At 64.8% G+C, this 20,669-nt stretch carries 23 protein-coding genes; 4 read left to right on the top strand and 19 right to left on the bottom strand.

The window, feature by feature from the left end; translation table 11 throughout:
- Positions 1-10 precede the first annotated feature (10 nt).
- From hypE to hypA, 16 genes are all read right to left on the bottom strand, one after another.
- Entirely contained in the window at positions 11-1,105 is a 1,095-nt protein-coding gene (gene hypE, locus G6N18_RS06915; RefSeq protein ID WP_082999929.1) for a hydrogenase expression/formation protein HypE, read from the bottom strand.
- Positions 1,102-1,776 (bottom strand): D-sedoheptulose-7-phosphate isomerase, encoded by a 675-nt coding sequence (locus tag G6N18_RS06910; RefSeq protein ID WP_082999930.1) that lies wholly within the window; start codon positions 1,774-1,776, stop codon positions 1,102-1,104. Before G6N18_RS06910 ends, hypE begins: the two co-directional genes overlap by 4 nt.
- Complete coding sequence (locus G6N18_RS06905; protein WP_082999931.1) at positions 1,773-2,516, bottom strand: hydrogenase assembly protein HupF; 744 nt, start codon at positions 2,514-2,516, stop codon at positions 1,773-1,775. The genes G6N18_RS06910 and G6N18_RS06905 overlap by 4 nt, the downstream gene beginning before the upstream one ends.
- Positions 2,513-3,235: a DUF6390 family protein gene (locus tag G6N18_RS06900; protein WP_082999932.1), complete on the bottom strand. Its 723-nt coding sequence runs from the start codon at positions 3,233-3,235 to the stop codon at positions 2,513-2,515. Before G6N18_RS06900 ends, G6N18_RS06905 begins: the two co-directional genes overlap by 4 nt.
- Positions 3,232-5,547, bottom strand: coding sequence for a carbamoyltransferase HypF (hypF, locus tag G6N18_RS06895; RefSeq protein WP_082999933.1), 2,316 nt, complete (start codon positions 5,545-5,547; stop codon positions 3,232-3,234). Before hypF ends, G6N18_RS06900 begins: the two co-directional genes overlap by 4 nt.
- Entirely contained in the window at positions 5,544-5,798 is a 255-nt protein-coding gene (locus G6N18_RS06890; RefSeq protein ID WP_082999934.1) for a HypC/HybG/HupF family hydrogenase formation chaperone, read from the bottom strand. Before G6N18_RS06890 ends, hypF begins: the two co-directional genes overlap by 4 nt.
- A gap of 3 nt (positions 5,799-5,801) precedes the next feature.
- Positions 5,802-6,278 (bottom strand): hydrogenase maturation protease, encoded by a 477-nt coding sequence (locus G6N18_RS06885; RefSeq protein ID WP_082999935.1) that lies wholly within the window; start codon positions 6,276-6,278, stop codon positions 5,802-5,804.
- Positions 6,279-6,291: 13 nt separating this feature from the next.
- Positions 6,292-6,411, bottom strand: coding sequence for a DUF6893 family small protein (locus tag G6N18_RS24880; protein WP_407663554.1), 120 nt, complete (start codon positions 6,409-6,411; stop codon positions 6,292-6,294).
- Complete coding sequence (locus tag G6N18_RS06880; protein WP_082999936.1) at positions 6,402-7,739, bottom strand: hypothetical protein; 1,338 nt, start codon at positions 7,737-7,739, stop codon at positions 6,402-6,404. The genes G6N18_RS24880 and G6N18_RS06880 overlap by 10 nt, the downstream gene beginning before the upstream one ends.
- Positions 7,736-8,371 (bottom strand): DUF6084 family protein, encoded by a 636-nt coding sequence (locus G6N18_RS06875; protein WP_083000017.1) that lies wholly within the window; start codon positions 8,369-8,371, stop codon positions 7,736-7,738. Before G6N18_RS06875 ends, G6N18_RS06880 begins: the two co-directional genes overlap by 4 nt.
- Before the next feature lie 5 nt (positions 8,372-8,376).
- Positions 8,377-9,009 carry a DUF5947 family protein gene (locus G6N18_RS06870; protein ID WP_082999937.1) on the bottom strand — a complete coding sequence of 211 codons (633 nt, stop codon included), beginning with the start codon at positions 9,007-9,009 and terminating at the stop codon, positions 8,377-8,379.
- A complete protein-coding gene (locus G6N18_RS06865) occupies positions 9,006-9,956 on the bottom strand; it encodes a NifU family protein (RefSeq protein WP_082999938.1) in 951 nt (316 codons plus the stop codon). Before G6N18_RS06865 ends, G6N18_RS06870 begins: the two co-directional genes overlap by 4 nt.
- A gap of 3 nt (positions 9,957-9,959) precedes the next feature.
- On the bottom strand, positions 9,960-11,756 hold the full coding sequence (locus G6N18_RS06860; protein WP_082999939.1) for a nickel-dependent hydrogenase large subunit: 1,797 nt from the start codon (positions 11,754-11,756) through the stop codon (positions 9,960-9,962).
- 77 nt (positions 11,757-11,833) lie between these two features.
- Positions 11,834-12,889, bottom strand: coding sequence for an NADH-quinone oxidoreductase subunit B family protein (locus G6N18_RS06855; RefSeq protein WP_067214906.1), 1,056 nt, complete (start codon positions 12,887-12,889; stop codon positions 11,834-11,836).
- Positions 12,890-13,031: 142 nt separating this feature from the next.
- Positions 13,032-13,823, bottom strand: coding sequence for a hydrogenase nickel incorporation protein HypB (hypB, locus tag G6N18_RS06850; protein ID WP_082999940.1), 792 nt, complete (start codon positions 13,821-13,823; stop codon positions 13,032-13,034).
- A gap of 2 nt (positions 13,824-13,825) precedes the next feature.
- Positions 13,826-14,155 carry a hydrogenase maturation nickel metallochaperone HypA gene (gene hypA, locus G6N18_RS06845; RefSeq protein WP_082999941.1) on the bottom strand — a complete coding sequence of 110 codons (330 nt, stop codon included), beginning with the start codon at positions 14,153-14,155 and terminating at the stop codon, positions 13,826-13,828.
- 294 nt (positions 14,156-14,449) lie between these two features.
- On the opposite strand from hypA, the gene recA reads away from it, so the two are divergent.
- The 4 genes from recA to G6N18_RS06825 all read left to right on the top strand — a co-directional run bounded on the left by recA (position 14,450) and on the right by G6N18_RS06825 (position 18,236).
- Positions 14,450-16,594, top strand: a complete 2,145-nt coding sequence (gene recA / locus G6N18_RS06840; RefSeq protein ID WP_082999942.1) for an intein-containing recombinase RecA — start codon at positions 14,450-14,452, stop codon at positions 16,592-16,594.
- Entirely contained in the window at positions 16,563-17,087 is a 525-nt protein-coding gene (gene recX, locus G6N18_RS06835; protein ID WP_082999943.1) for a recombination regulator RecX, read from the top strand. Before recA ends, recX begins: the two co-directional genes overlap by 32 nt.
- 171 nt (positions 17,088-17,258) lie before the next feature.
- Positions 17,259-17,405, top strand: a complete 147-nt coding sequence (locus G6N18_RS06830) for a hypothetical protein (protein WP_163689821.1) — start codon at positions 17,259-17,261, stop codon at positions 17,403-17,405.
- 9 nt (positions 17,406-17,414) lie between these two features.
- Entirely contained in the window at positions 17,415-18,236 is an 822-nt protein-coding gene (locus G6N18_RS06825; RefSeq protein WP_082999944.1) for a TIGR03560 family F420-dependent LLM class oxidoreductase, read from the top strand.
- A 19-nt stretch (positions 18,237-18,255) separates the two neighbouring features.
- Here the strand turns inward: G6N18_RS06825 and G6N18_RS06820 are convergent, their stop codons facing one another.
- From G6N18_RS06820 to G6N18_RS06810, 3 genes are read right to left on the bottom strand one after another with little or no spacing between them, the layout of a single operon-like run.
- Complete coding sequence (locus G6N18_RS06820; RefSeq protein ID WP_082999945.1) at positions 18,256-19,137, bottom strand: amino acid ABC transporter permease; 882 nt, start codon at positions 19,135-19,137, stop codon at positions 18,256-18,258.
- Positions 19,134-19,817 (bottom strand): amino acid ABC transporter permease, encoded by a 684-nt coding sequence (locus G6N18_RS06815; RefSeq protein WP_067214935.1) that lies wholly within the window; start codon positions 19,815-19,817, stop codon positions 19,134-19,136. The genes G6N18_RS06820 and G6N18_RS06815 overlap by 4 nt, the downstream gene beginning before the upstream one ends.
- Positions 19,818-19,844: 27 nt before the next feature.
- Entirely contained in the window at positions 19,845-20,657 is an 813-nt protein-coding gene (locus tag G6N18_RS06810) for a glutamate ABC transporter substrate-binding protein (protein ID WP_082999946.1), read from the bottom strand.
- Between the last annotated feature and the right edge of the window lie 12 nt (positions 20,658-20,669).

Raw genomic sequence — 20,669 nt, 5'->3', positions numbered from 1 at the left:
CAATCTCCTCTCAGCAGATTCGCGGCAGCGGGTCGCCGACGAGCATGTCGACGATTCTGCTGCCTCCGAAAGATGTTCGTAGCGCGACGATTCCGGGTGGCCCGGGAACAATCTCGCCGACGACCGCGGCGTGGGCGCCTTGCGGATGTGCCCGCAGCGCGTCGATGGCCGCTGCCGTCTCGTCCGCAGGCACGATGGCGACGAATTTGCCCTCGTTCGCCACGTATAACGGGTCGATGCCAAGCATGTCGCATGCGCCGAGCACCTGCGGCTGCACCGGGAGTCTCTCTTCGTCGAGGATCAGCGCGAACGGCGAGTCCTTGACGAGTTCATTGGCCACGGTGCCGACGCCGCCGCGCGTCGCGTCGCGCATCCATCGCGTCGACGGCGCCGCCTGCAGAAGGGCTTCCACCATTTCATGCACGGGCGCGGTGTCCGAAGCGATGTCGGCGTCGATAGCCAGATCGCCGCGGGCCAGCATCACCGCCATGCCGTGCTCACCGATCGTCCCGGACAGCACCACCATGTCGCCCGCTTGCACGAGGTCGCGAGACAGCCGCCTGCCGTCGGGGATGACACCGACCCCGGCGGTGGATATGTACACGCCGTCGGCGGCGCCCTTGCCGACGACCTTGGTGTCGCCGGTGACGATCTGCACTCGCGCCTTCGCGGCCGCCTCGCTCATGTCGGCGACGATCTCGCGCAGTTCAGCGATCGGGAAGCCTTCCTCGATCACGAATGCGGCAGACAGCCACTGCGGAAGGGCACCGGACACCGCGAGGTCGTTGATGGTCCCGTGCACCGCGACGTGACCGATGGATCCGCCCGGAAAGCGCCGCGGCGAAACGACATACGAGTCGGTGGAGAACGCCAGTCGATCGCCCGAGGGGGTTCGAAGCGCTGCCGCATCACCGAGTTGCTCGAGTTCGTCGTTGCGGAACGCCTCGAGGAAGACCGCGTCGACGAGTGCCGCCGACGACTTGCCGCCAGCCCCGTGCGCGAGCGTCACCACGTCGTCGAGCAGGCGTGGCCGTCGCTGCCGGAACTTGTCGATGCGTTCCAGCACACGGTCTTCGCGCTCGGCTGACGACATTGCTTTGGTCATAGTGCACGGGCTCCGTTGCGTTGACGGGCCATGTGTTCTTGCGCTACCGACCAGAGTCGGTAGCCGAGCATGGCGTGGCTTTCCTGGATGCGGTGAATGCTCTGGCTGTGCACGGTGAAGCAGAAGTCGAGATCTTCGGCAACGGCCATCCGGCCACCGTCGTGACCGGAGAACCCGATCGTCAGCAGTCCTCGTTCGTTCGCCTCGGTGATCGCGGTCATCAGGTCTTCCGAGTTGCCCGACGTGGAGAGTGCGATCGCGACGTCGTGGTCGCGGGCGTGGGCGATGATCTGGCGCTTGAAGATCAGCTCGAATCCGACGTCGTTTCCCAACGCGGTGACGACCGCTTCGTCGGCGGCCAACGACCAGGCCGCCACCGGGCGCCCGCGCGCAGGCCGGCTGAAGAGCGACGCCAGCGTGGCCGCGTCGGTAGAGCTGCCGCCGTTGCCGAAGGTGTAGAGCCGGCCGCCGCGGCGGAACCGCTCGGCCATTTCAGACCCGGCCGCTGCCAACGCGTCGCCGTACTCGTCGAGCGACTCCGTCTGCAGGCGTACGCTTTCGGCTGCCTTGCCCCGCGCCGATGCGGCCAAGTCGTCGAGCAGGCTCGTCGCGTCGGTCTCCTCGGACTCGATGAACGGGTACAGGAAGCCGGTGCTTTCCGGCTGGGTCATCGGTTCACCTCCTGACCGATGTCGTCGATGCGCGTGATCGCCGCGCCGGCGTGCACTAGCACGAGATCGTTGGCGGCGACGTCACCGAGCATCGTGACGTCAACCCATTCCTCGCCGTTGGCGGTACGGATCAACGCCGAACTCGCGGAGTCGGCCGGTTCGAGCAGCACCTCACCGATCCGACCCTCGTCACTGCACGTGATGCACACGTCGGTGCGCTCGCCGGCCGCCGTCAGCAGACCGGGATGCTCGAAACAGACGTGGGTGAGCTCCCACAGCAGGTGGTACATCAGCACGAAGGTGCCGGTGGCCGGCACCATCGGATCGTCGGAGTCGATCCAGAGGATGTGGTTGGCCGCACCCGCGGCAGGGCGTGGGCCCGAGCCGATCCACAGGGTGAGGACGCCCCACGCCTGCGCGCGGCGCATCGCGTCGATCACCGCCGGTTCGTCCGCGGACGCGACGGCGATCAGCAGGTCTCCCGGCCGGCTTGCGACCCTCGCCTGCGCGACCGGGTCCGGTTCGACGAGCGCTACCGACGGCAGCGCGCGTTTACCCATGATGACCGGGTGGACGAATTCGACGGCGACGTGGTGGGCGTGCGGCGCCCACTGCGGGGAGACGACCCACAGCGTGGCACCGTCATGGAAGCGGCGGGCCATGTCCAGGGCGGCCGCTGCGAGGTCGGCGGACAATTCAGCATTGACGTAGGCACCACCCGGTGTTGCGGTAGCCGTCATGACCGAACTCCTTGTTCTACGGATGAATTGACCACATCGAGCGTGGACTGAGTCGCCGCTGCCAATGAATCGCATTCGGTTTCGACGAGGGTCCCGCATATCCAGTCCCAGTGGGCTGAGACACTCGTACCGGGCGTCGGGGCGGGCGCGAGCGACAGGTCGCCCTTGCGCCACCGGACTCTCTCGGTTTCCGGTGGACCCAGGGTGAGCTTGCCGTCGTCGAGTCGCAGCGGCCGCGACGACAGCACTGCGTGCTCGCCGTCGACCGATTCGACCGTTCCCCATCGGATGCGGCAGTCCTGCATGACGCGCAATGCGGTCGGCGCGTCACGGCGCAGGAACCGTACCCAGGGGTACACGACGAAGACATGAAAGCTGTGATGCGCCAGCACTTCTGAGGTGGGGGAGACCGCATCGAGCAGACCGGTGACTTGGCCCTTGAACGCGGCGCGAAGCCGGCCGAGCAGCTCCGCCGGGGCGACCTTGGACAGCGCCGGGCCGCCGATCCAATAGCTGGCAACGACGTCCTCGTCGAGCGCATCCGAGGCGCCGACGGCATCGGCGATCGCCGCCAGATACGGCCACGCGCCGTCGAATTCGCGCGCATGCGAGGCGAGGCCGGATGTGCCGCCGACATCCGTCGGACCGCAGTAACCGAGCTCGTTCGGCGGATACGCATACCGACCGAAAAGTATCTGGCCGCTCGTCAAGGCGTTCATAGGCAGTTACCCACCAGCAGCTGTCCCAATGCGATGCCGCCGTCGTTGGGCGGCACCTTGCGATGTGTGATCGCCTCGATCCCTCTGGACCGCAGTCCGGTCAGTGTCAGTTCGAGAAGCAGCGGGTTCTGGAAGACACCACCGGACAGCGCGGCCGTCTGTGATGCGTCGCGGTGTGCGTCGGCGAGATCCACGATCAGATCGGCCAGCGCGCGGTGGAATCTCGCCCCGACCACAGGTCCGGCCACGCCCGTGCGGCGGTCGCGGACCACCGCGCGGAGCACCGGGGCGGGGTCGATGATCGTCGTCGCGTCGTCGCGGTGGACCTCGAACGCGTACGTGTCGACCCCGCAGTCGACGCCGCGGGACAGACCCTCCAACTCGATGGCCGCCTGCGCTTCGTAGTCGACCACCTGCCGAACGCCGGCAAGGGCCGATACCGCGTCGAACAACCGGCCCATGCTCGACGTCGGAGCGCAGCCGAAGCCGGTTTCGAGCTGGTGGGCTAGTGCTTCCCGTTCTGCGGGTGGGCACGCCGACACCGGCGGGAGGTCGGGTGCCCAGTGGATCCCCGCGGCCCACAGATGCGCCAGCGCCATCCGGTAGGGGCGCGTAACGCTGATGTCGCCACCCGCAAGTGGAACATACTTCAGCTGAGCGAGCCGTTGGAAACCCTTGTAGGTGGCCAGCAGCACCTCGCCGCCCCACACCGCACCGTCAGGTCCATATCCCGTGCCGTCGAAGGCGAATCCGAGCACTGGGCAGGATCCGTCGAGTCCGTGCTCGGCCATCACAGCCGCGATGTGTGCGTGATGGTGCTGCACCGTCCGCACGGGTCGCCCCGAGGCGTTCCGGTTCGCCCATGCAGTGGACCGGTACGCCGGGTGCGCGTCGGCGACGAGCACCTCCGCTGCGACCGACGTCAGCTCCTGCAGGTGCTGCTGCGCCGAGTCGAACGCGCAAAGCGTTGCCAGATCGTCCATGTCACCGATGTGTTGGCTCAGCCAGGCGTACCTGCCATCCGCGACCGCCATGGTGTTCTTCAGGTCGGCGCCGACCGCGAGCGTCGGCGGTACCGGCACCGGCAACGCAATCGGCAGCGGCGCGTATCCACGGGAGCGCCGAATCGGCAACTCGTGGGGTTCGCTCCGACTGTCGGTACCGCCGACGGAAGCCACCCGCATCACGGAGTCGTCGCACGGCACCAGGATTTCGCGGTCATGCGTCAGCCAGCCGTCGGCGAGATGCGAAATGCGTTCGAGCGCAGCGTCGTCGGTATAGCAGATCGGCTCGCCCGCCAGGTTCCCCGACGTCATCACCAACAGTTGTGGCCCCAACTCGTCGCCCGGCAGTCCGAACAGCAGCGCGTGCAGGGGCGCGTAGGCGAGCATGACGCCCAGGTCGGGGTTGTGCGGCGCCACCGCAGCGGCGACCGGGGCGCCGGACAGGCGTGGCATCAACACGATCGGGCGTTGCGGCCCCGAGAGCAGCCGCGCCGACGCGTCGCCGATCTCGACGATGCGGCGCGCAGTCGCGAGGTCGGCCGCCATCACGGCGAACGGCTTGTCGCCGCGGCGCTTTCGCGCTCGCATCTCGGTGACGGCGCGTTCATCGGTGGCGTCGCACGCGAGGTGGTAGCCGCCGATGCCCTTGACGGCGAGAATGCCACCGTCGCGCAACAACCGTCGTGCGGTTCGCAGTGCGGACTCGCCGCCCGGCGTGCGGCCGATTTGATCGTGGTATGTCAGCGTCGGACCGCAGTTCGGGCAGCAGATCGGCTGAGCATGGAACCGCCGATCCGCGGGATCGTGATATTCGCGCGCGCAGTCGGCGCACATCGGGAAGGGCGCCATCGTCGTGGACTGGCGGTCATACGGCAGTGTGCCGATGATCGTGAATCGCGGGCCGCAGTTGGTGCAGTTGACGAACGCGTGCCGGTAGCGCCGGTCACCGGGGTCGCGCTGTTCAGCGGCGCAGGCCGCGCACATCGCGACGTCCGGCGAGGTCAGCGTGCGTCCGCCGTCGGTTCGTGTGGTGTCGGCAACGACGAAGCCGGTTCCGCCGACCACCGGAAGGCGTTGCGTGTCCATGGATTCGACGACGGCCAACGGAGGCGGATGCTCGCGCAGTCGACGCAGGAATTCGTCGAGGTCGTCCGCGTCGCCCTCGACCTCGATGACCGCGCCGGAGGTGTCGTTGCGCACGCAGCCGGCCAAGCCGAGCTCAGAAGCGGTCACATAGACGAACGGCCGGAAACCCACGCCCTGCACCACGCCGCGCACGCATACGCGAAGCCGGCGTCTCGTGGTCATGGCGGGTCCTCGATGCCTTGACCCCTGCCCATCAGCTCGAGGCCGGCCATGGCGGCGTCGGCGCCGGCCTTGTCCGTCTTCTCCACGACGAAACCCATGTGAATGATCACCCAGTCGCCGGGTGCGAATGTTTCCTCGGGCAGCATGCCGACGTTGACCTTGCGATGCTCGCCGACGACGTCGACCAGCGCCAGCTGACCGCCGTAGCCCTCCAGCATCGAAACCACCTGCCCGGGAATGCCAAGACACATGGCTCAGCCCTCCGCCGGCGATCGCGCCGACAGGGCGGCCACCACGCTCTGCACGGCCTGTACCGCCTCGGGAACGACTACGGTGACGGCGTCCGAAAGCCCGATGCCCTCCTCGACACTGTCGACCTCGCACCCGATGATCACCGTGTGCGGCGGAGTGCCGCCCAGTGCGTTCAGGCTGGCGAACACTGCACCGGGGTCCATCGCGTGCGCATCCAGACCCGAAGCGGCGGCCAGGCTTTCATGGTCGGCCTCGAAGACATGAAGGGAGCCCGGGGCGCCCCGGCTGGGGATCGCGTCGACGAGCACCAGCGCATCGCACCCGTCGAGCAGGTCGTACGCCAGGTGCATGCCTCTGATGCCGTAGTCGACTGAGTCGACATTCGGAAGGTCGGGAACACGGCGGATCACCTCGGAACCGAAGCCGTCGTCGCCGAGGAAGATGTTGCCGATACCGGCTACCAGAATTCGAGACGTGATATCACTCCCGTTCTCACATCTTGCGTATCTTCAGGTACCTGCGGGCATCCGGAATCGAGCGAACGCCCAGCGCGGCTCCCCCCAGAATGACAACGGCGACAACGCCTACGGCGACCCAACCCACTACTTCCATTTCGAACTCCCTTCGGTGAGTGGTTCAACTTCATCTGGGGCGAAGTACAGGTAGCGCCCGTACCAGTCGTGCATGTCCGCGGCGGGATCGTCTTCGATCACCACGCCGATGTGCTGGTCGCCGTCAACATCCTCGTGCACCGACGTGACACGGGCGATCTTGTCCACGTAGAACAGGTCCTGGGCGTCGGCCCGCCGGGACGGTCGCAAGCGGACCCGGCTTCCACGGGCGATGGCGGTCCCGTTGACCAGAACCGCGTCTAGATCCGGGCGTACTGCGGTGTCCGCCAAAGGATCCCACCAGTCGACGTCCGCCGGTATCTCCGGTATCAGTCCCGGGCCCTGGCTCGGCACATGCGGGTTGCGCAGCACGCCGTGCAGGTCGAGCATGGCCTCCGGGGACATCGAGTCGCAGCGGTCGATGATCGCCGCGGCGAGCGGGTCGGTAGAACGGGCCTGCGCCTTCTCCTCGTCGGTCATCGTCATGATCCGTAGAGTGAGGATCTCGTCGATCTCGGTGGAGTCATAGAGCGCACCCATGCTCTGTTCGGCGATCTCGGGGTGGTCGTAAAGGATGATCGGCGAGGCCAACACCAGGTCGCGCTTACCTGACGGACCGGCCAGCACCGGGAAGCACCGGTGCTGGATGCACCGCGCGACCGCATCGGCGGCGGTATCCGGTGGTTCTAGCAATGACACGAAATCGCCATCGGTGACCTCCAGCAGCAGATGGGCGCCGATCATCGATACTGCGATCGCCTCATCCTTGTCTGCGGCGGGTGGAGCGGAGTTGTGCACGTCGAAGGTGAGCCGGAGAAGATCTCCGTCCTGCTCTGCGGAGATGTCGAGCCGACCGTGCAGCGGTCGTCGGCTGCGGACCAACCTGCCGCCGTCGACTGACTCTATGTCGGTGCCTGCGGGGACCGAGATATCAACGCTACGAGGCAGACCCGTGACGGGAATCGGGTCGATTCGGACCTCGCACTCCACAGCCTCGTCCCAGCTGACCCACGTACTTGATCCGGCGACAAGTTCTTCGACGCTCTCGAAGCGGCCGCCACCGAGGTCGCGTTCGGCGCTGCGGTGCTGCAACTGCAGGAATCGCACCACCCCTGACACCACTGGCCTGCCTTGCGAAGCGATCAGCACCTGAGCCGACAGCGATGAGTCCTCACCGATTCCGCCTTCCGCCGCGCCGGAAGGGCCCAGGACGCCGAACTGCCAACGCGATTGGTTCTTACTCGAACTGGCGCGGTAGGGGTAGAGGAGGTAGCCCTCGTAGAGCACCGCATCGGCGACGGCGCGCGCATGATCCCAGTCAGCGGTCATCGCACCTCCTGCGCAGCATGCGCGGTCAACAACGAGGTGACGGCGTCGTCGAAACCCAGTAACCCACGGGCCGATTTGAATTGCGCCAGCGCGTCGAGGGTGTCGCGGTTCAAGCGCAACCAGCCGGTATTCGGATAGTGCATCTGCATGAGGTCGCGCCACGCCGATACCGGAAGGTCGTAATGGTCTTCGCGGTCCCACGGCACCTGATGCACGGAGAGGTTCCGCTCCCCCTTGGCGAAAACGGTTCCGCTGAAGAGGAACTGCAGCGGGATCATGCCGTCGCGGAGAGCATGGAAGTACTTTGCCGCCGTCACCTCGAAGTCGTAGGTGCACTCGAGCGGGAGATCGACCTGCGTGGTCCCGCTGAACCCCTGAACCATCGTGCTGCTGTGCTGCCAGAGGAAGTTGCGTTGGGTGGCGCTCCAGCGTTCGCGTGGGCCGAACAGGTCGAGCAGTCCGGCCGCCTCTTCGTCGGTGTAGCCGCGACGTAGGGGCTCGATACGCACCTGGCACCGCAATGCGATGGCGTGCACCGGATCGTCGCCGTCGGCGCCGATACCGACCCGCGCCGTCAGTATTGGTGTCATCGCATAGGGTTCGGGCACCACGTCGAGCACCGCGAACGTCATCTCGGTCACGGCGTTACCACCTTGCCGCGCGCGGCGACGAGTTCGAAGAACTCGTCGATGAATTCACGAACGTCCTGGCCGCCGTCCAAGCCGTGCCACAGCGTGCGTAGCCGACCGACGAACTCGTAGCAGGCGTCGATCGGCACCAAATGGCATTCGGGCGGTTGGGCGTCGTCGTCGGGCACCCGCACGATCAGCGCCTCGGTGTCGTCGGCTAGCAGGTCTACCCGAGGATCGGCCGCCCGAATATCCTGCCACGCGGACAGATCCAGTTCGGATTCCGTCGCCCCAGCAGGACCTGGATAGAACGCCACCGTGCGGTCCATTACCGAGTTGCGGAAGAAGAACGCCAACCCGACCGGGATTTGAAGGAGCTGCCATTCCCGGCGGCCGAGCGCGAATTCCGGAAAGGACAGGTAGCGGTTGGGCACCGCGCGGAAGCGTAGTTCGGCGTTGGTGTCGGTGAAGAGCAGGTAGCAGCCGCGGCATACGCACATCAGCGCTCGGCCCTCGACGTTCACGACATGCTGGTGCTCGTCAGCGATCCGCTCCGAGCACATTTCACAGCGCTCGCCTGCCGGCTGGGGAGCGCTGCGGGTGGCCCTGATCCGCGCCAGTACGTCGTACGCACCTGTCATGCCATTCCCGCCCCAGCCTGCTCGGTCGCTATCGCGATGGACAACGCTCCGTCACGGACGAGCAACGGAATTGGTTCGAGATGCCTACCCGGGTCGGCATTTCCGTCTACGCAGGCCCCGGCATGTACCACGTCGAAGTGTGCGCGGCACCGCGGGCAACGCAGGATCGCGTCGCCCACGGGCGCCCCCATGGGTCGATGCAGGACGGCGCCGGCCAGCGATTCTCCGCAGTTGCCACACCGGTCGTGGTAAACGAACAACTCATCGCCGACGCGGCACGCCAGCACGGTGCATCCCGCCACGCTGAACCCTCCGACGTCCCCTGGTACCAGGTCGGCGAGATCGGGGATGGGGTGCCAATCGGTGGGGCCATGATCGCCCTGGCGAACGCGACGCAGCAGTGACTCGGTTGGAATCACACTGACATTCGGCTCCGCTTCGGCGGCGATGACCTCTATCGAGGCAATCTCCGGTGCCGCCGCCCGCACTGCATCCTCGACGGTGAGCTCCAGCGTTACCGCCGAGGACGGACAGCTCTTGCAGCTGCCGGCGAATTGAAGGCGGGCCACATCGTCGACGACTTCCAGCAGTGTCACGTCGCCACCGTGTGAACCGAGGTAGGGGCGGACACGATCCAGGGCGTCCTCGATCCGACGCTCGACGTCATGCGGATGTAGCCCGTGCACCAGTAGGAGGCTGGCGACGAGATCGTCGGCGGCGAACCGTTCGGCCAGCTGCGGGTCGGCGCTCACCGCCATGCGCAGCATCCGCCCGAGGCCGGCCCCGTAAAGATCGGTCACCTCACCGACGAGTTGCACCGCCCGCTCGTGGGCAGCAGCGCCGCCCGCGGCGGACGCGTCGAGCAGGGTCTGTATCCGATCGCCCGCCGTGCGCCACTGCGAGTCGTCCTGGGTTTGGTCCGGGTCTGGCAGTGTTGGCGGGGCCATATCCTATTCCCCGGTTACGGATTGTGTGGGGGAGTGAAGCAAGTCGAGCTCCTTCCCCTTGCCGAGATACATGTGCACCCCGCACGGCAGGCACGGGTCGAAACTGCGCACTGTGCGCATCACGTCGATGCCCTTGAAGTGCTCCCTGTCGTTCTCCTCGAAGATCGGTTGGCCTTGTACCGCATCCTCATACGGTCCCGGCGTCCCGTAGCTGTCGCGCGGACTGGCGTTCCACGGTGTCGGCGGATAGGGGTGGTAATTTGCAATCTTGCCGTCGCGGATGACCATGTGGTGGCTCAGCACGCCGCGCACCGCTTCGGTGAAGCCGCAGCCGATGCCTTCGTCGGGCACCTCGAACTTCTCCCACGTCTTGGTGCGGCCGGCGCGGATCTCCACCAACGCCTTCTCCGCGAAGTGCAGTGCGCACGCGGCCGCGTAGGCCTGGAAGTACGTCCGCGCACGGTTTCGCTCGAGGGTGTTACTGCCGTATTGCGGTATTTTCCACTCGAGTTCGACGGGGCCCTTCAGTGCGGTCTTGGGCAGGTTGATCTGGACGCTGTTACCCGTCGCCTTCACATAGCCGATGTCGATGAAGCCGGCCAGCGCCGTCGCCCACAGCCGCGCCAACGGGCCGCCGCCGGTATCCAGCGCCAGGTTGTCCTTGCCGTCGAACCAGCGCGGCGACATCACCCACGTGTACTTGTCATCGAAGTCGCGCTTCTGCGGCCTCGGGTTGGTGTGCTGGTTCCACGGATGCCGCCGGTCCACCGGGTTGCCCAGCGGATCGTTCTTGACGAACATCTCCTGGTCGGTCCAGTCGTCGTAATACGAGCTGCCCAGCAGGATTCGGAGTCCCAGATTGATGTCCACCAGCGACGTCGTCACGAGCTTACCGTCGACAACAACGCCCGGAGTGACGAACATCTTGCGACCCCAGTCCTCCATGTCCTTGTAGGCGAAGTTGCACACCTCGGGGTCCTGGAAGGAACCCCAACAGCCCAGCAGCGTGCGTCGTAGACCCACCTGGTCGTAACCGGGCAACGCTTCATAGAAGAAGTCGAAGAGGTCATCGTGCATCGGCACGACCTTCTTCATGAACTCCACGTAACGCATCAGCCGGGTCATGTAGTCGGTCATCAGCTGAACCGTTGCGGTCGTGCCGATACCGCCGGGATACAGCGTCGACGGATGGACATGCCTGCCCTCCATGAGGCAAAACATCTCCCGCGTCGTTCGGCTCACCTGCAACGCTTCGCGATAGAACTCGCCGGTGAACGGGTTGAGCGAGCGCATGATGTCGGCGATGGTGCGGTATCCGTGCGCAGCGGCATTCGGCGCCTGGGTGTTCTCAGCCTTCGCGAGCACGGACGGGTTGGTCTCGGAAACCATCTTCTCGCAATAGTCCACGCCGACCAGGTTCTCTTGAAAGATGTTGTGGTCGAACATGTATTCGGCGGCCTCGCCGAGATTGATGAGCCACTCGCCGAGATGCGGCGGTTGCACGCCGTAAGCCATGTTCTGGCAGTAGCACGAACATGTTGCGTGGTTGTCGCCGCAGATGCCGCAGATGCGGCTGGTGATGAAGTGCGCGTCGCGGGGATCCTTACCCTTCATGAAGATCGAATAGCCGCGGAAGATCGAGGAGGTGCTGTGACACTCGACGACTTCTCGGTTGTCGAAGTCGATCTTGGTATAGATGCCGAGGCTACCGACGATGCGGGTGATCGGGTCCCATGCCATCTCCACGAGTTGGCCGGGGTCCCGCTTCACGTGTGACGGCTCGGGGATGATCGTTGTCATGGAACTTTGCTCTTTCCTCTAATGAGAAGCGTCACAGGGCATTCCATAGCCCGCAGACGCCCCGGAAGACCCATCACCTACCAGGTGCGGGTCGCTCCGGTCGTGAGTTTGGTACCGGGATGCCGCCACTTCGGTTCCTTGTCGACCGTGCGGCCGGTGATGTGGCGCAAGCTTTTGATAACGGATCCATAGAGGCCCGACGCCGTCGTGGAGACCTTGCCGCCCGGTGGCTCATCCATGAACGGCATGAACTTGTCCGGGAAGCCAGGCATCGTGCAAGCGATGCAAATGCCGCCGACATTCGGACAACCGCCGATGCCGTTGATCCAGCCCCGCTTGGGCACGTTGCACTTGACGACCGGTCCCCAGCAGCCAAGCTTCACAATGCATTTCGGTGATCCGTATTCGGTCGCGAAATCACCCTGCTCGTAGTAGCCACCTCGGTCACAACCCTCGTGCACGGTGGCGCCGAACAGCCACTGGGGCCGCAAAGCATCGTCGAGCGGAATCATCGGGGCCTGGTCGGTGGCCATGTAGAGCAGGTACGTCAGTGTCTCGGAGAGGTTGTCGGGATGAATCGGACAGCCGGGCACACAGACGATCGGAATGCCGGCCTTGCTCTTCCAATCCCAGCCGAGATAGTCGGGCACCCCCATGGCTCCGGTCGGATTACCGGCCATCGCATGAATACCGCCATAGGTCGCACACGTTCCCGCCGCGACGATGGCAGTCGCCTTGGGTGCCAGCCGATCCAGCCACTCGCTAGTCGTCATCGGCTGGCCGGTGGCCGGGTCATTGCCGAACCCGCACCAGTAGCCTTCGGCTTTGATCTTCTCGTTCGGGATCGACCCCTCGACGACCAGAACGAATGGTTCCAACTCGCCTCTATCGGCTTTGAAGAACCACTCGAGGAAATCGTCGGCGCCTCCGTTCGGTCCGCACTCGAAATCGATCAGCGGCCAATGGACGGCGATTTTCGGCAGCCCGGGAAGCGCGCCAAGGGCGATCTCCTCGATGCTGGGTTGGGTGGCGGCAGTCAACGCCACCGAATCACCGTCACAACTCAATCCGGCGTTGATCCACAAAACGTGGATCAAGGCCTCTTCTGCTTTGACTGCTGCCTCCAATGGCATAGGTCACAGCTTCCTGGGGGCCGGGCTGGGGCCCTCACGACCGGGAGCCGGGCTGGGGCTCCCATATCACGTTGTGTCGTGGCGCCGAATTTTTGACGCTGAGTCTGGGTTTACTCCGGGGGCTATCTCTTGTCAACGGGTGTCAGGGAACCAACGCCTTTGCGCGATCGTCGATCCAGTCGTACCAATGCGCGCTACCGTCACCCGTGGCCGCGGACATCGCGACTATTTCCGTGTCTCGGTTCAGTGATCGTACGTAGCCGCAACACTTTTCAAGATCAAAAGACACATGCGGCAGCAAATCGATCTTGTTGAAAATCACCAGCCCCGCGGCGGCGAACATGTGCGGGTACTTCAACGGTTTGTCGTCGCCTTCCGTCACGGAGATGACGACGACTTTGCTGCGCTCGCCCAGATCGAAGAGCGCGGGGCAGACCAGGTTCCCGACATTCTCGACGAACAGAAGTGAGCCTGGCTCGGGGTCGAGCGTCTGCAGTGCGCGGTGCACCATGGCGGCGTCGAGATGGCAACCCGCACCGGTGTTGACCTGCACTGCGCGTGCACCGGCGGCCTTGATGCGTTCGGCGTCGAGGAGTGTCTCCTGGTCGCCCTCGATGACCGCCACCGGCCGATTGAGGCTGAGCTCGCGGATCGTGCGCTCGAGAAGCGTCGTTTTGCCCGCTCCCGGGGAACTGGTGAGGTTGAACGCCAGGATGTCGCGTTCGGCCAGCCATGCGCGGTTGCGCTCGGCGAGCTGGTCGTTCTTCGCGAGCACCTTCTGCTCGAGCGTGATCGTCTCGGTGTGAACGTGATCATGCTCGTGGTGATGGTCGTGGTCGTGGTCGTGGTGCGGGTGGGGGTGCTCGTGAGTGTGGCCGTGTCCCGGCAGCGTGACGGTTGCCCCGTCCTCGCCGCAGCCACAGGTTGCGCACATGCTCAACTCACTTCCATAGAGAGGATCTTCAAGTCCCGCCCCGCGGTCACCTCGACATCCGCGCTGCCGCACTGGCACAACAGAAACAGGTCGGGCAGTTCGAAGTTCTGTCCGCAGGTGTGACAGCGCGCGGTGCCGGGTTGGACGTCGAGGTCGAGACGGGCGCCGTCGGCGACCGTGCCAGCGGTGGCGAGTTCGAAGCAGAACTGCATGGAGTCGGGCACGAGGGCGCAGAGAGCGCCGATCTCCAGCTTGACGCAGAGCACCCGGCGTCCCGCGGCGTGCTCGCACACCGCTTCAACGACGCTCTGTGTTATCGCCATCTCGTGCACGCGGACCCCGATTCGGGCGGGATGACTTCACCATAGGCCGCCGGAGGATCCGCAGGGAGTAGACGCAAGATTTCTCGACTGCGCGCAGTGGGGCGACCTTCTGCGCATGTGCGGACTCAACTCACCGGATCACGGCGTGTCAGACTTGAGTCGAACAGGTGTTCGTCTACTGTGGGGAGTGTTCGACGGCTAGATGCTGGTCAGGCCGACTTGTCGGTGGCTGCCTCTAGCGTCACGGCCAACTGATCGAAACCGATCACCGAACAGCTAGACATCCGAAGGACGGAGACCACCATGGCGCAGGCACCCGACCGCGAGAAGGCCCTCGAACTGGCTCTCGCGCAGATTGAGAAGAGTCACGGCAAGGGCTCGGTGATGCGACTCGGCGAAGAGGTTCGCCAGCCGATCTCGGTCATCCCGACCGGTTCCATCGCCCTGGACGTGGCGCTCGGCCTCGGCGGCTTGCCGCGCGGCAGGGTCGTCGAGATCTATGGCCCGGAGTCGTCGGGTAAGACCACCGTCGCCCTACACGCGGTGGCCAACGCGCAGGCCGCCGGCGGCATCGCCGCGTTCATCGACGCTGAGCACGCGCTGGACCCGGAGTACGCCAAGAAGCTCGGGGTGGACACCGATGCACTGTTGGTCAGCCAGCCCGACACCGGCGAGCAGGCGCTGGAGATCGCCGACATGCTGATCCGCTCCGGCGCGCTGGACATCCTGGTCATCGACTCGGTGGCGGCGCTGGTGCCACGCGCCGAGATCGAGGGCGAGATGGGCGACAGCCACGTCGGCCTGCAGGCCCGGCTGATGAGCCAGGCACTGCGTAAGATCACTGGCGCACTGAGCAATTCGGGCACCACTGCGATCTTCATCAACCAGCTTCGCGAAAAAATCGGTGTGATGTTCGGGTGTTTCAACTACAGCACCCGCGTCCAGCTGGCTGACGGCACCACGGAGAAGATCGGCAAGATTGTTAACCAGAAGATGGATGTTGAGGTGCTGTCCTATGACCCAGACACCGATCGGGTTGTGCCACGCAAGGTGGTGAACTGGTTCAATAACGGTCCCGCCGAACAGTTCCTTCAGTTTACGGTCGAAAAGTCAGGCGGCAATGGCAAGTCGCAGTTCGCCGCGACGCCCAATCACTTGATCCGCACACCCGGTGGGTGGGCGGAAGCTGGCGACATCATCGCTGGTGATCGGGTGATGGCTGCGGAACCGCATCGACTCAGCGATCAGCAGTTTCAGGTTGTTCTTGGTTCTCTGATGGGTGATGGAAATCTGTCGCCAAACCGGCGAGATCGCAACGGTGTGCGGTTCCGCATGGGACACGGCGCCAAGCAGGTCGACTACTTGCATTGGAAGACAACGCTCCTGGGCAACATCAAACATTCGACCCGGACAAATGACAAGGGCGCAATGTTTGTCGACTTCACGCCGCTGCCCGAGTTGGCTGAGCTTCAGCGGGCGGTGTATCTCGGTGACGGTAAGAAGTTCCTCTCCGAGGAGTACCTCAAGGCGCTTACGCCGCTGGCGCTGGCCGTCTGGTACATGGATGACGGAGCCTTCACCGTCCGTTCGAAGGGACTGCAGGAGCGCACCGTCGGCGGCAGCGGGCGAATTGAAATCTGTGTTGAGGCCATGAGTGAGGGCACTCGCATTCGGTTGCGTGACTACCTGCGCGACACCCACGACCTGGACGTGCGGTTGCGGCAGTCCGGCGCGGCTGGGAAGGCCGTGTTGGTGTTCTCCACGGCGGCCACCGCGAAGTTCCAGGAACTCGTTGCGCCATACATCGCACCCTCGATGGAGTACAAGCTGCTACCTCGATTCCGCGGCCAGTGCACGGTGACACCGCAGTTCGTCGAACCCACCCAGCGGCTGGTGCCGGCGCGGATCCTCGATGTTCATGTCAAGCCGCACACCCGCTCGATGAGTCGCTTCGACATTGAGGTCGAAGGCAACCACAATTACTTCGTGGACGGTGTCATGGTGCACAATTCGCCCGAAACAACAACGGGCGGAAAGGCTTTGAAGTTCTATGCCTCGGTCCGGCTGGACGTAAGGCGGATCGAGACCCTCAAGGACGGCACCGACGCGGTCGGTAACCGCACTCGGGTCAAGGTCGTCAAGAACAAGTGCAGCCCCCCCTTCAAACAAGCTGAGTTTGACATCCTGTATGGCAAGGGGATCAGCAAGGAAGGCTCGCTCATCGACATGGGCGTCGAGCAGGGCTTCGTTCGCAAGTCCGGCTCCTGGTTCACCTACGAAGGGGAGCAGCTGGGTCAGGGCAAGGAGAACGCCCGTAATTTCCTGCTCGAGAACACCGACGTGGCCAACGAAATCGAAAAGAAGATCAAAGAGAAGCTCGGCATCGGCGCCGTGCTGACCGACGGCCCGACCGAAGATGAAGTCCTCCCCGCCCCCGTCGACTTCTGAGGCCTCTCGCGAGGAGCAGGCGCGCGACGTATGTCTGCGCCTGCTCACCGTGAGGGCGCGTACCCGGGCCGAACTCGAAGGACAGCTGGCCAAACGGGGATACCCAGATGATGTCAGCACCCGGGTGCTCGATCGGCTCGAACAGGTCGGCCTCATCAATGACGCCGACTTCGCCGAGCAGTGGGTTCGATCCCGACGGGTTAGCGCCGGGAAAGGCAGACGGGCGCTGATCGCCGAGTTGCGGACCAAAGGGGTCGACAACGACATCATCGAGGCGACTCTGGCCGACGACGAACCCGGCGCCGAACGCGCGCGCGCTGAGCGTCTCGTCGCCGACAAACTGCGCCGCGAGAAGCTCGACCACGACGCCGACGACGTCAAGGTCACCCGCCGCCTGGTCGGCATGCTCGCGCGCCGCGGCTACGGCCAGAAGTTGGCGTTCGATGTTGTGAAGGTGGCGTTGGCTAACGAACGCGAACGCCGAAGGGTGTAGTTCCCGGCGCAGTCAACCTAGGGCCTGATGCGTGACGACAAGATGTGCGACCGTGAAGCCATGCGGCTGACCAACGACTGCTATCTGGTGACATTGCGGTTCAACTCGGGCGAATAGCGCTACTTCCGCAACGGACAGCGGTGGACGAAGGTCACCACCCGCGGCCGCAGGATGCCGGCGACCGCCGAACAAGTGATGAACCATCTGCTTCCAGCACTCGCCGGCGTGAAGCCCGGCATCGAGGTAATCGTCGAGCACTACGATCTCGACCACGACGCAGCCGAAACTCTGGATCGGCTGCGGACGGACAACGGGTAACTTGCGATCATGCAGTTGTCTGCCAAGCTGGCACCCACCTTCGACTATCCCGTCCTCGAGCGGTTCTGGCGGACGGCTGACGAACTCGGGTTCCCGGCCGTATGGAACTACGACCACTTTTACGGACTCGTCGACCCGACGACGCCCACGCTCGAAGGGTGGACGAGTCTCGCCGCGATGGGCGTGGTGGTACGACGCGCCCGAGTGGGCTGCCTGGTCACCGGCGTCACTTACCGCAACCCCGCGGTGCTGGCGAAGATGGCGGTGACCGTCGATCACATCTGCGGTGGACGGATGGACTTCGGGATCGGCGCCGGCTGGCACGAGGACGAACACCGCGGCTACGGCATCGACTTCCCGTCACCGGGGCAGCGCGTCGCGATGGTGGACGAAGCGCTGACCGTCATCCGCCGACTATGGACCGAGGACGCCGTCGATTTCGGCGGCCGCTACTTCACGCTCCGACAAGCGCGCTGCGACCCGAAACCCGTCCAGCGGCCGCATCCGCCAATCGTGGTCGGCGCGTCGCAGCCCAAGATGCTCAGCGTCGCCGCCCGGCACGCCGACGAGTGGAACATGCCGAGCACCGGTCCGCAGGAATGGGCGGCGGCCAGTAGCCGACTCGACGCCGCCTGCGAAGCAGAAGGCCGCGATCCTTCCTCGATCCGACGAGGAGTGCAGCTGTTCCTGCACCCGAACCAACCGGATCAGGTCGATGGCCAACTCGACTCTATCGCCGAGTACGCGCGGCTGGGCTGCCAGCACGTCGTGCTGTCCTTCTACCAGCCGCCCGACGACTCACTGCTACGCCGATGCGCGGAGCTGATTTAGCGGTCTGAAAGAATCGACGTCACACGGCTTTTGCGCCCGGTGCGCCTTCCTGCTCGACGGATTCCGTGTCGAGGGGCGCCGGACCGCGACGCGACCGCCGCATTCGCGCCTCCACCGCAGTGGCCACCCAGGACAGCGTGAAATTGACACTGATCATCAACACGGCCACCACGATCAGCGCCGGCAGGAGATTGCTGTACGCCGTACCCATCTGCACCCCCTGCCGCACCAGTTCGAGGAACGTGATGACGTAACCGATCGCGGTGTCCTTGAGCACCACGACGAGTTGCGAGATCAGCACCGGCAGCATCGACGTGATCGCTTGCGGCAACAGGATGGAGCGCATCGTCTGGCCCCAGCTCAATCCGAGCGCGAAGGCCGCCTCGGACTGCCCGCGGGGAAGCGCGTGGACGCCGGCGCGCACGATTTCGGCGATTACGGCGCCGTTGTACAGCGTGAGACCCGTGATGACGGCAGCGAGCGCCAGATGCTTGGACGGAAACATGTCATAGGCCGCGTAAAGCGCGAACGCGAACAGCATCATGATCAGCACCGGTACCGCACGGAAGAACTCGACGATCACCGCACACACCCAGCGAATCAGGTTGTGCGTCGAAAGTCGGCCCACGCCAAGCACGAAACCGAGCGCCAACGCCAACACGATCGAAACCGCGGCGGCCGTCAACGTGCCCTGCACGCCGGGCAGCACGTAGGTCCGCCACAGATCCGCTGTCAGGAACGGTTCCCACATGGCGCACGCGAGCTGGCCCTTGGCGGCCATCTGGAACAACACGACCAGCAGCACCAGCGCAGTGATCAGGATGACGATCCCCGACACCACCCAATTACGGATCCGTGCGCGTGGACCGGGCGCGTCGAAAAGAACCGACGCCGAACTCATCTGGTGACCGCCATCCGCTTACCCAGCCATCCGAAGAAGAGCCCCGTCGGCAGTGTCAGGACGACGAAACCGGCGGCGAAGATGGTTCCGACGGTCAGGATCGCCGCGGTGTTCTCGATCATCTCCTTCATCAACAACGCGGCCTCGGCCACTCCGATCGCCGAGGCGATCGTGGTGTTCTTGGTCAACGCGATCAACACCGACCCGAGCGGAATGATAACCGCGCGAAAAGCTTGCGGCAGCAGGATAATTCGCAGGTTCTGTCCGAACGTCAACCCTAGCGACCGCGCCGCCTCGGCTTGACCCAGCGGCACGGTGTTCACCCCAGAACGCACCGTTTCGCACACGAACGCGGCGGTGTACAACGCCAGACCGAGCACCGCCAGGCGAAAGTTGCTGTCCTCGATCGACGTCAGCGAATTGGGATCCGCCAGCGTGATGCCCATGGTGCCCGCCAAACCGAACGAGCAGAACAGGATGATCAACGTCAGCGGAGTGTTGCGCACCACGTTGACGTATGTCGCTCCGAGCCAGCGAAGCACCGGCATCGGCGCCAGCCGCATCGCGGCCAGCACCGTGCCGAGCACCAATGCCCCGATGCCGGAGTAGACCGTCAGCTGAATCGTCGTCCAGAACGCCTCGACGACCTGGCCGACGGGGTAGCCGGGAAGAACCTCCACCTCACCTCCTCCGAGGGCGGAGGCCTGTCATTTCTGGGTGATCTGCGGTGGCTGCGGGGCGGGAATCCCTGCCGCGCCGAGGTTGGCGTCCCACGCCTTCTTCCAGGAGCCGTCCTGCTCCATCTTGGCGAGCGCGTCGTTGATCTGCGTCAGCAGTTCGGAATCGCCTTTCTTCAAACCGATTCCGTAGCGTTCCTCGGAGAAGGTGCCGCCGACTACCTTGAATGCGCCCGGGCTCTGCGCCGCGTAACCCGCCAGAATCACCTCGTCGGTGGTCACCGCGTCGATGGCACCGTTCCTCAACGCTTCGATGCACGCCGAGTACGTGTCGTACTGCTGCAACTGGACGCCGGGAAATTTGTCCTTGATCCGTTGCGCCGGTGTCGATCCCGACACCGAGCAGAGTTTCTTGTTGTTCTCCAGTGACGCCTCGCCGGTGATGTCGGTGTTGTCCTCGCGCACCAGCAGGCTCTGCCCGGTGATCAGGTACGGCCCGGCGAAGTCGACCTTTTCCTCACGCGCATCGGTGATCGAGTAGGTCGCGACGATGAACTTCACCTGGCCGTTCTGGATCAGGGTCTCGCGCTGTCCGGACGGCGCTTCCTTCCACTCGATCTTGTCCTCGCCGTAGCCGAGTCGTTGCGCGACGTACTTCGCCACGTCCACGTCGAAGCCGCTCATGGTGCCGTCGGGATTCTTGAGTCCGAGGCCGGGCTGATCGAACTTGGTGCCGATGACGATCGTGTCGCCGTCGGCACCGCCGCCGCATGCCGTCGCCGCCAGCGGCAGCGCGACGACGAGCGCGAGCGCCCCCAGAACGCGCTTCGAGATTGATGGCATCGGTTTCCTTTC

The sequence above is a fragment of the Mycolicibacterium celeriflavum genome, from assembly GCF_010731795.1.
GTDB classification, from domain to species: Bacteria; Actinomycetota; Actinomycetes; order Mycobacteriales; family Mycobacteriaceae; genus Mycobacterium; species Mycobacterium celeriflavum.
This window is presented reverse-complemented; position numbering and strand designations above follow the sequence as displayed.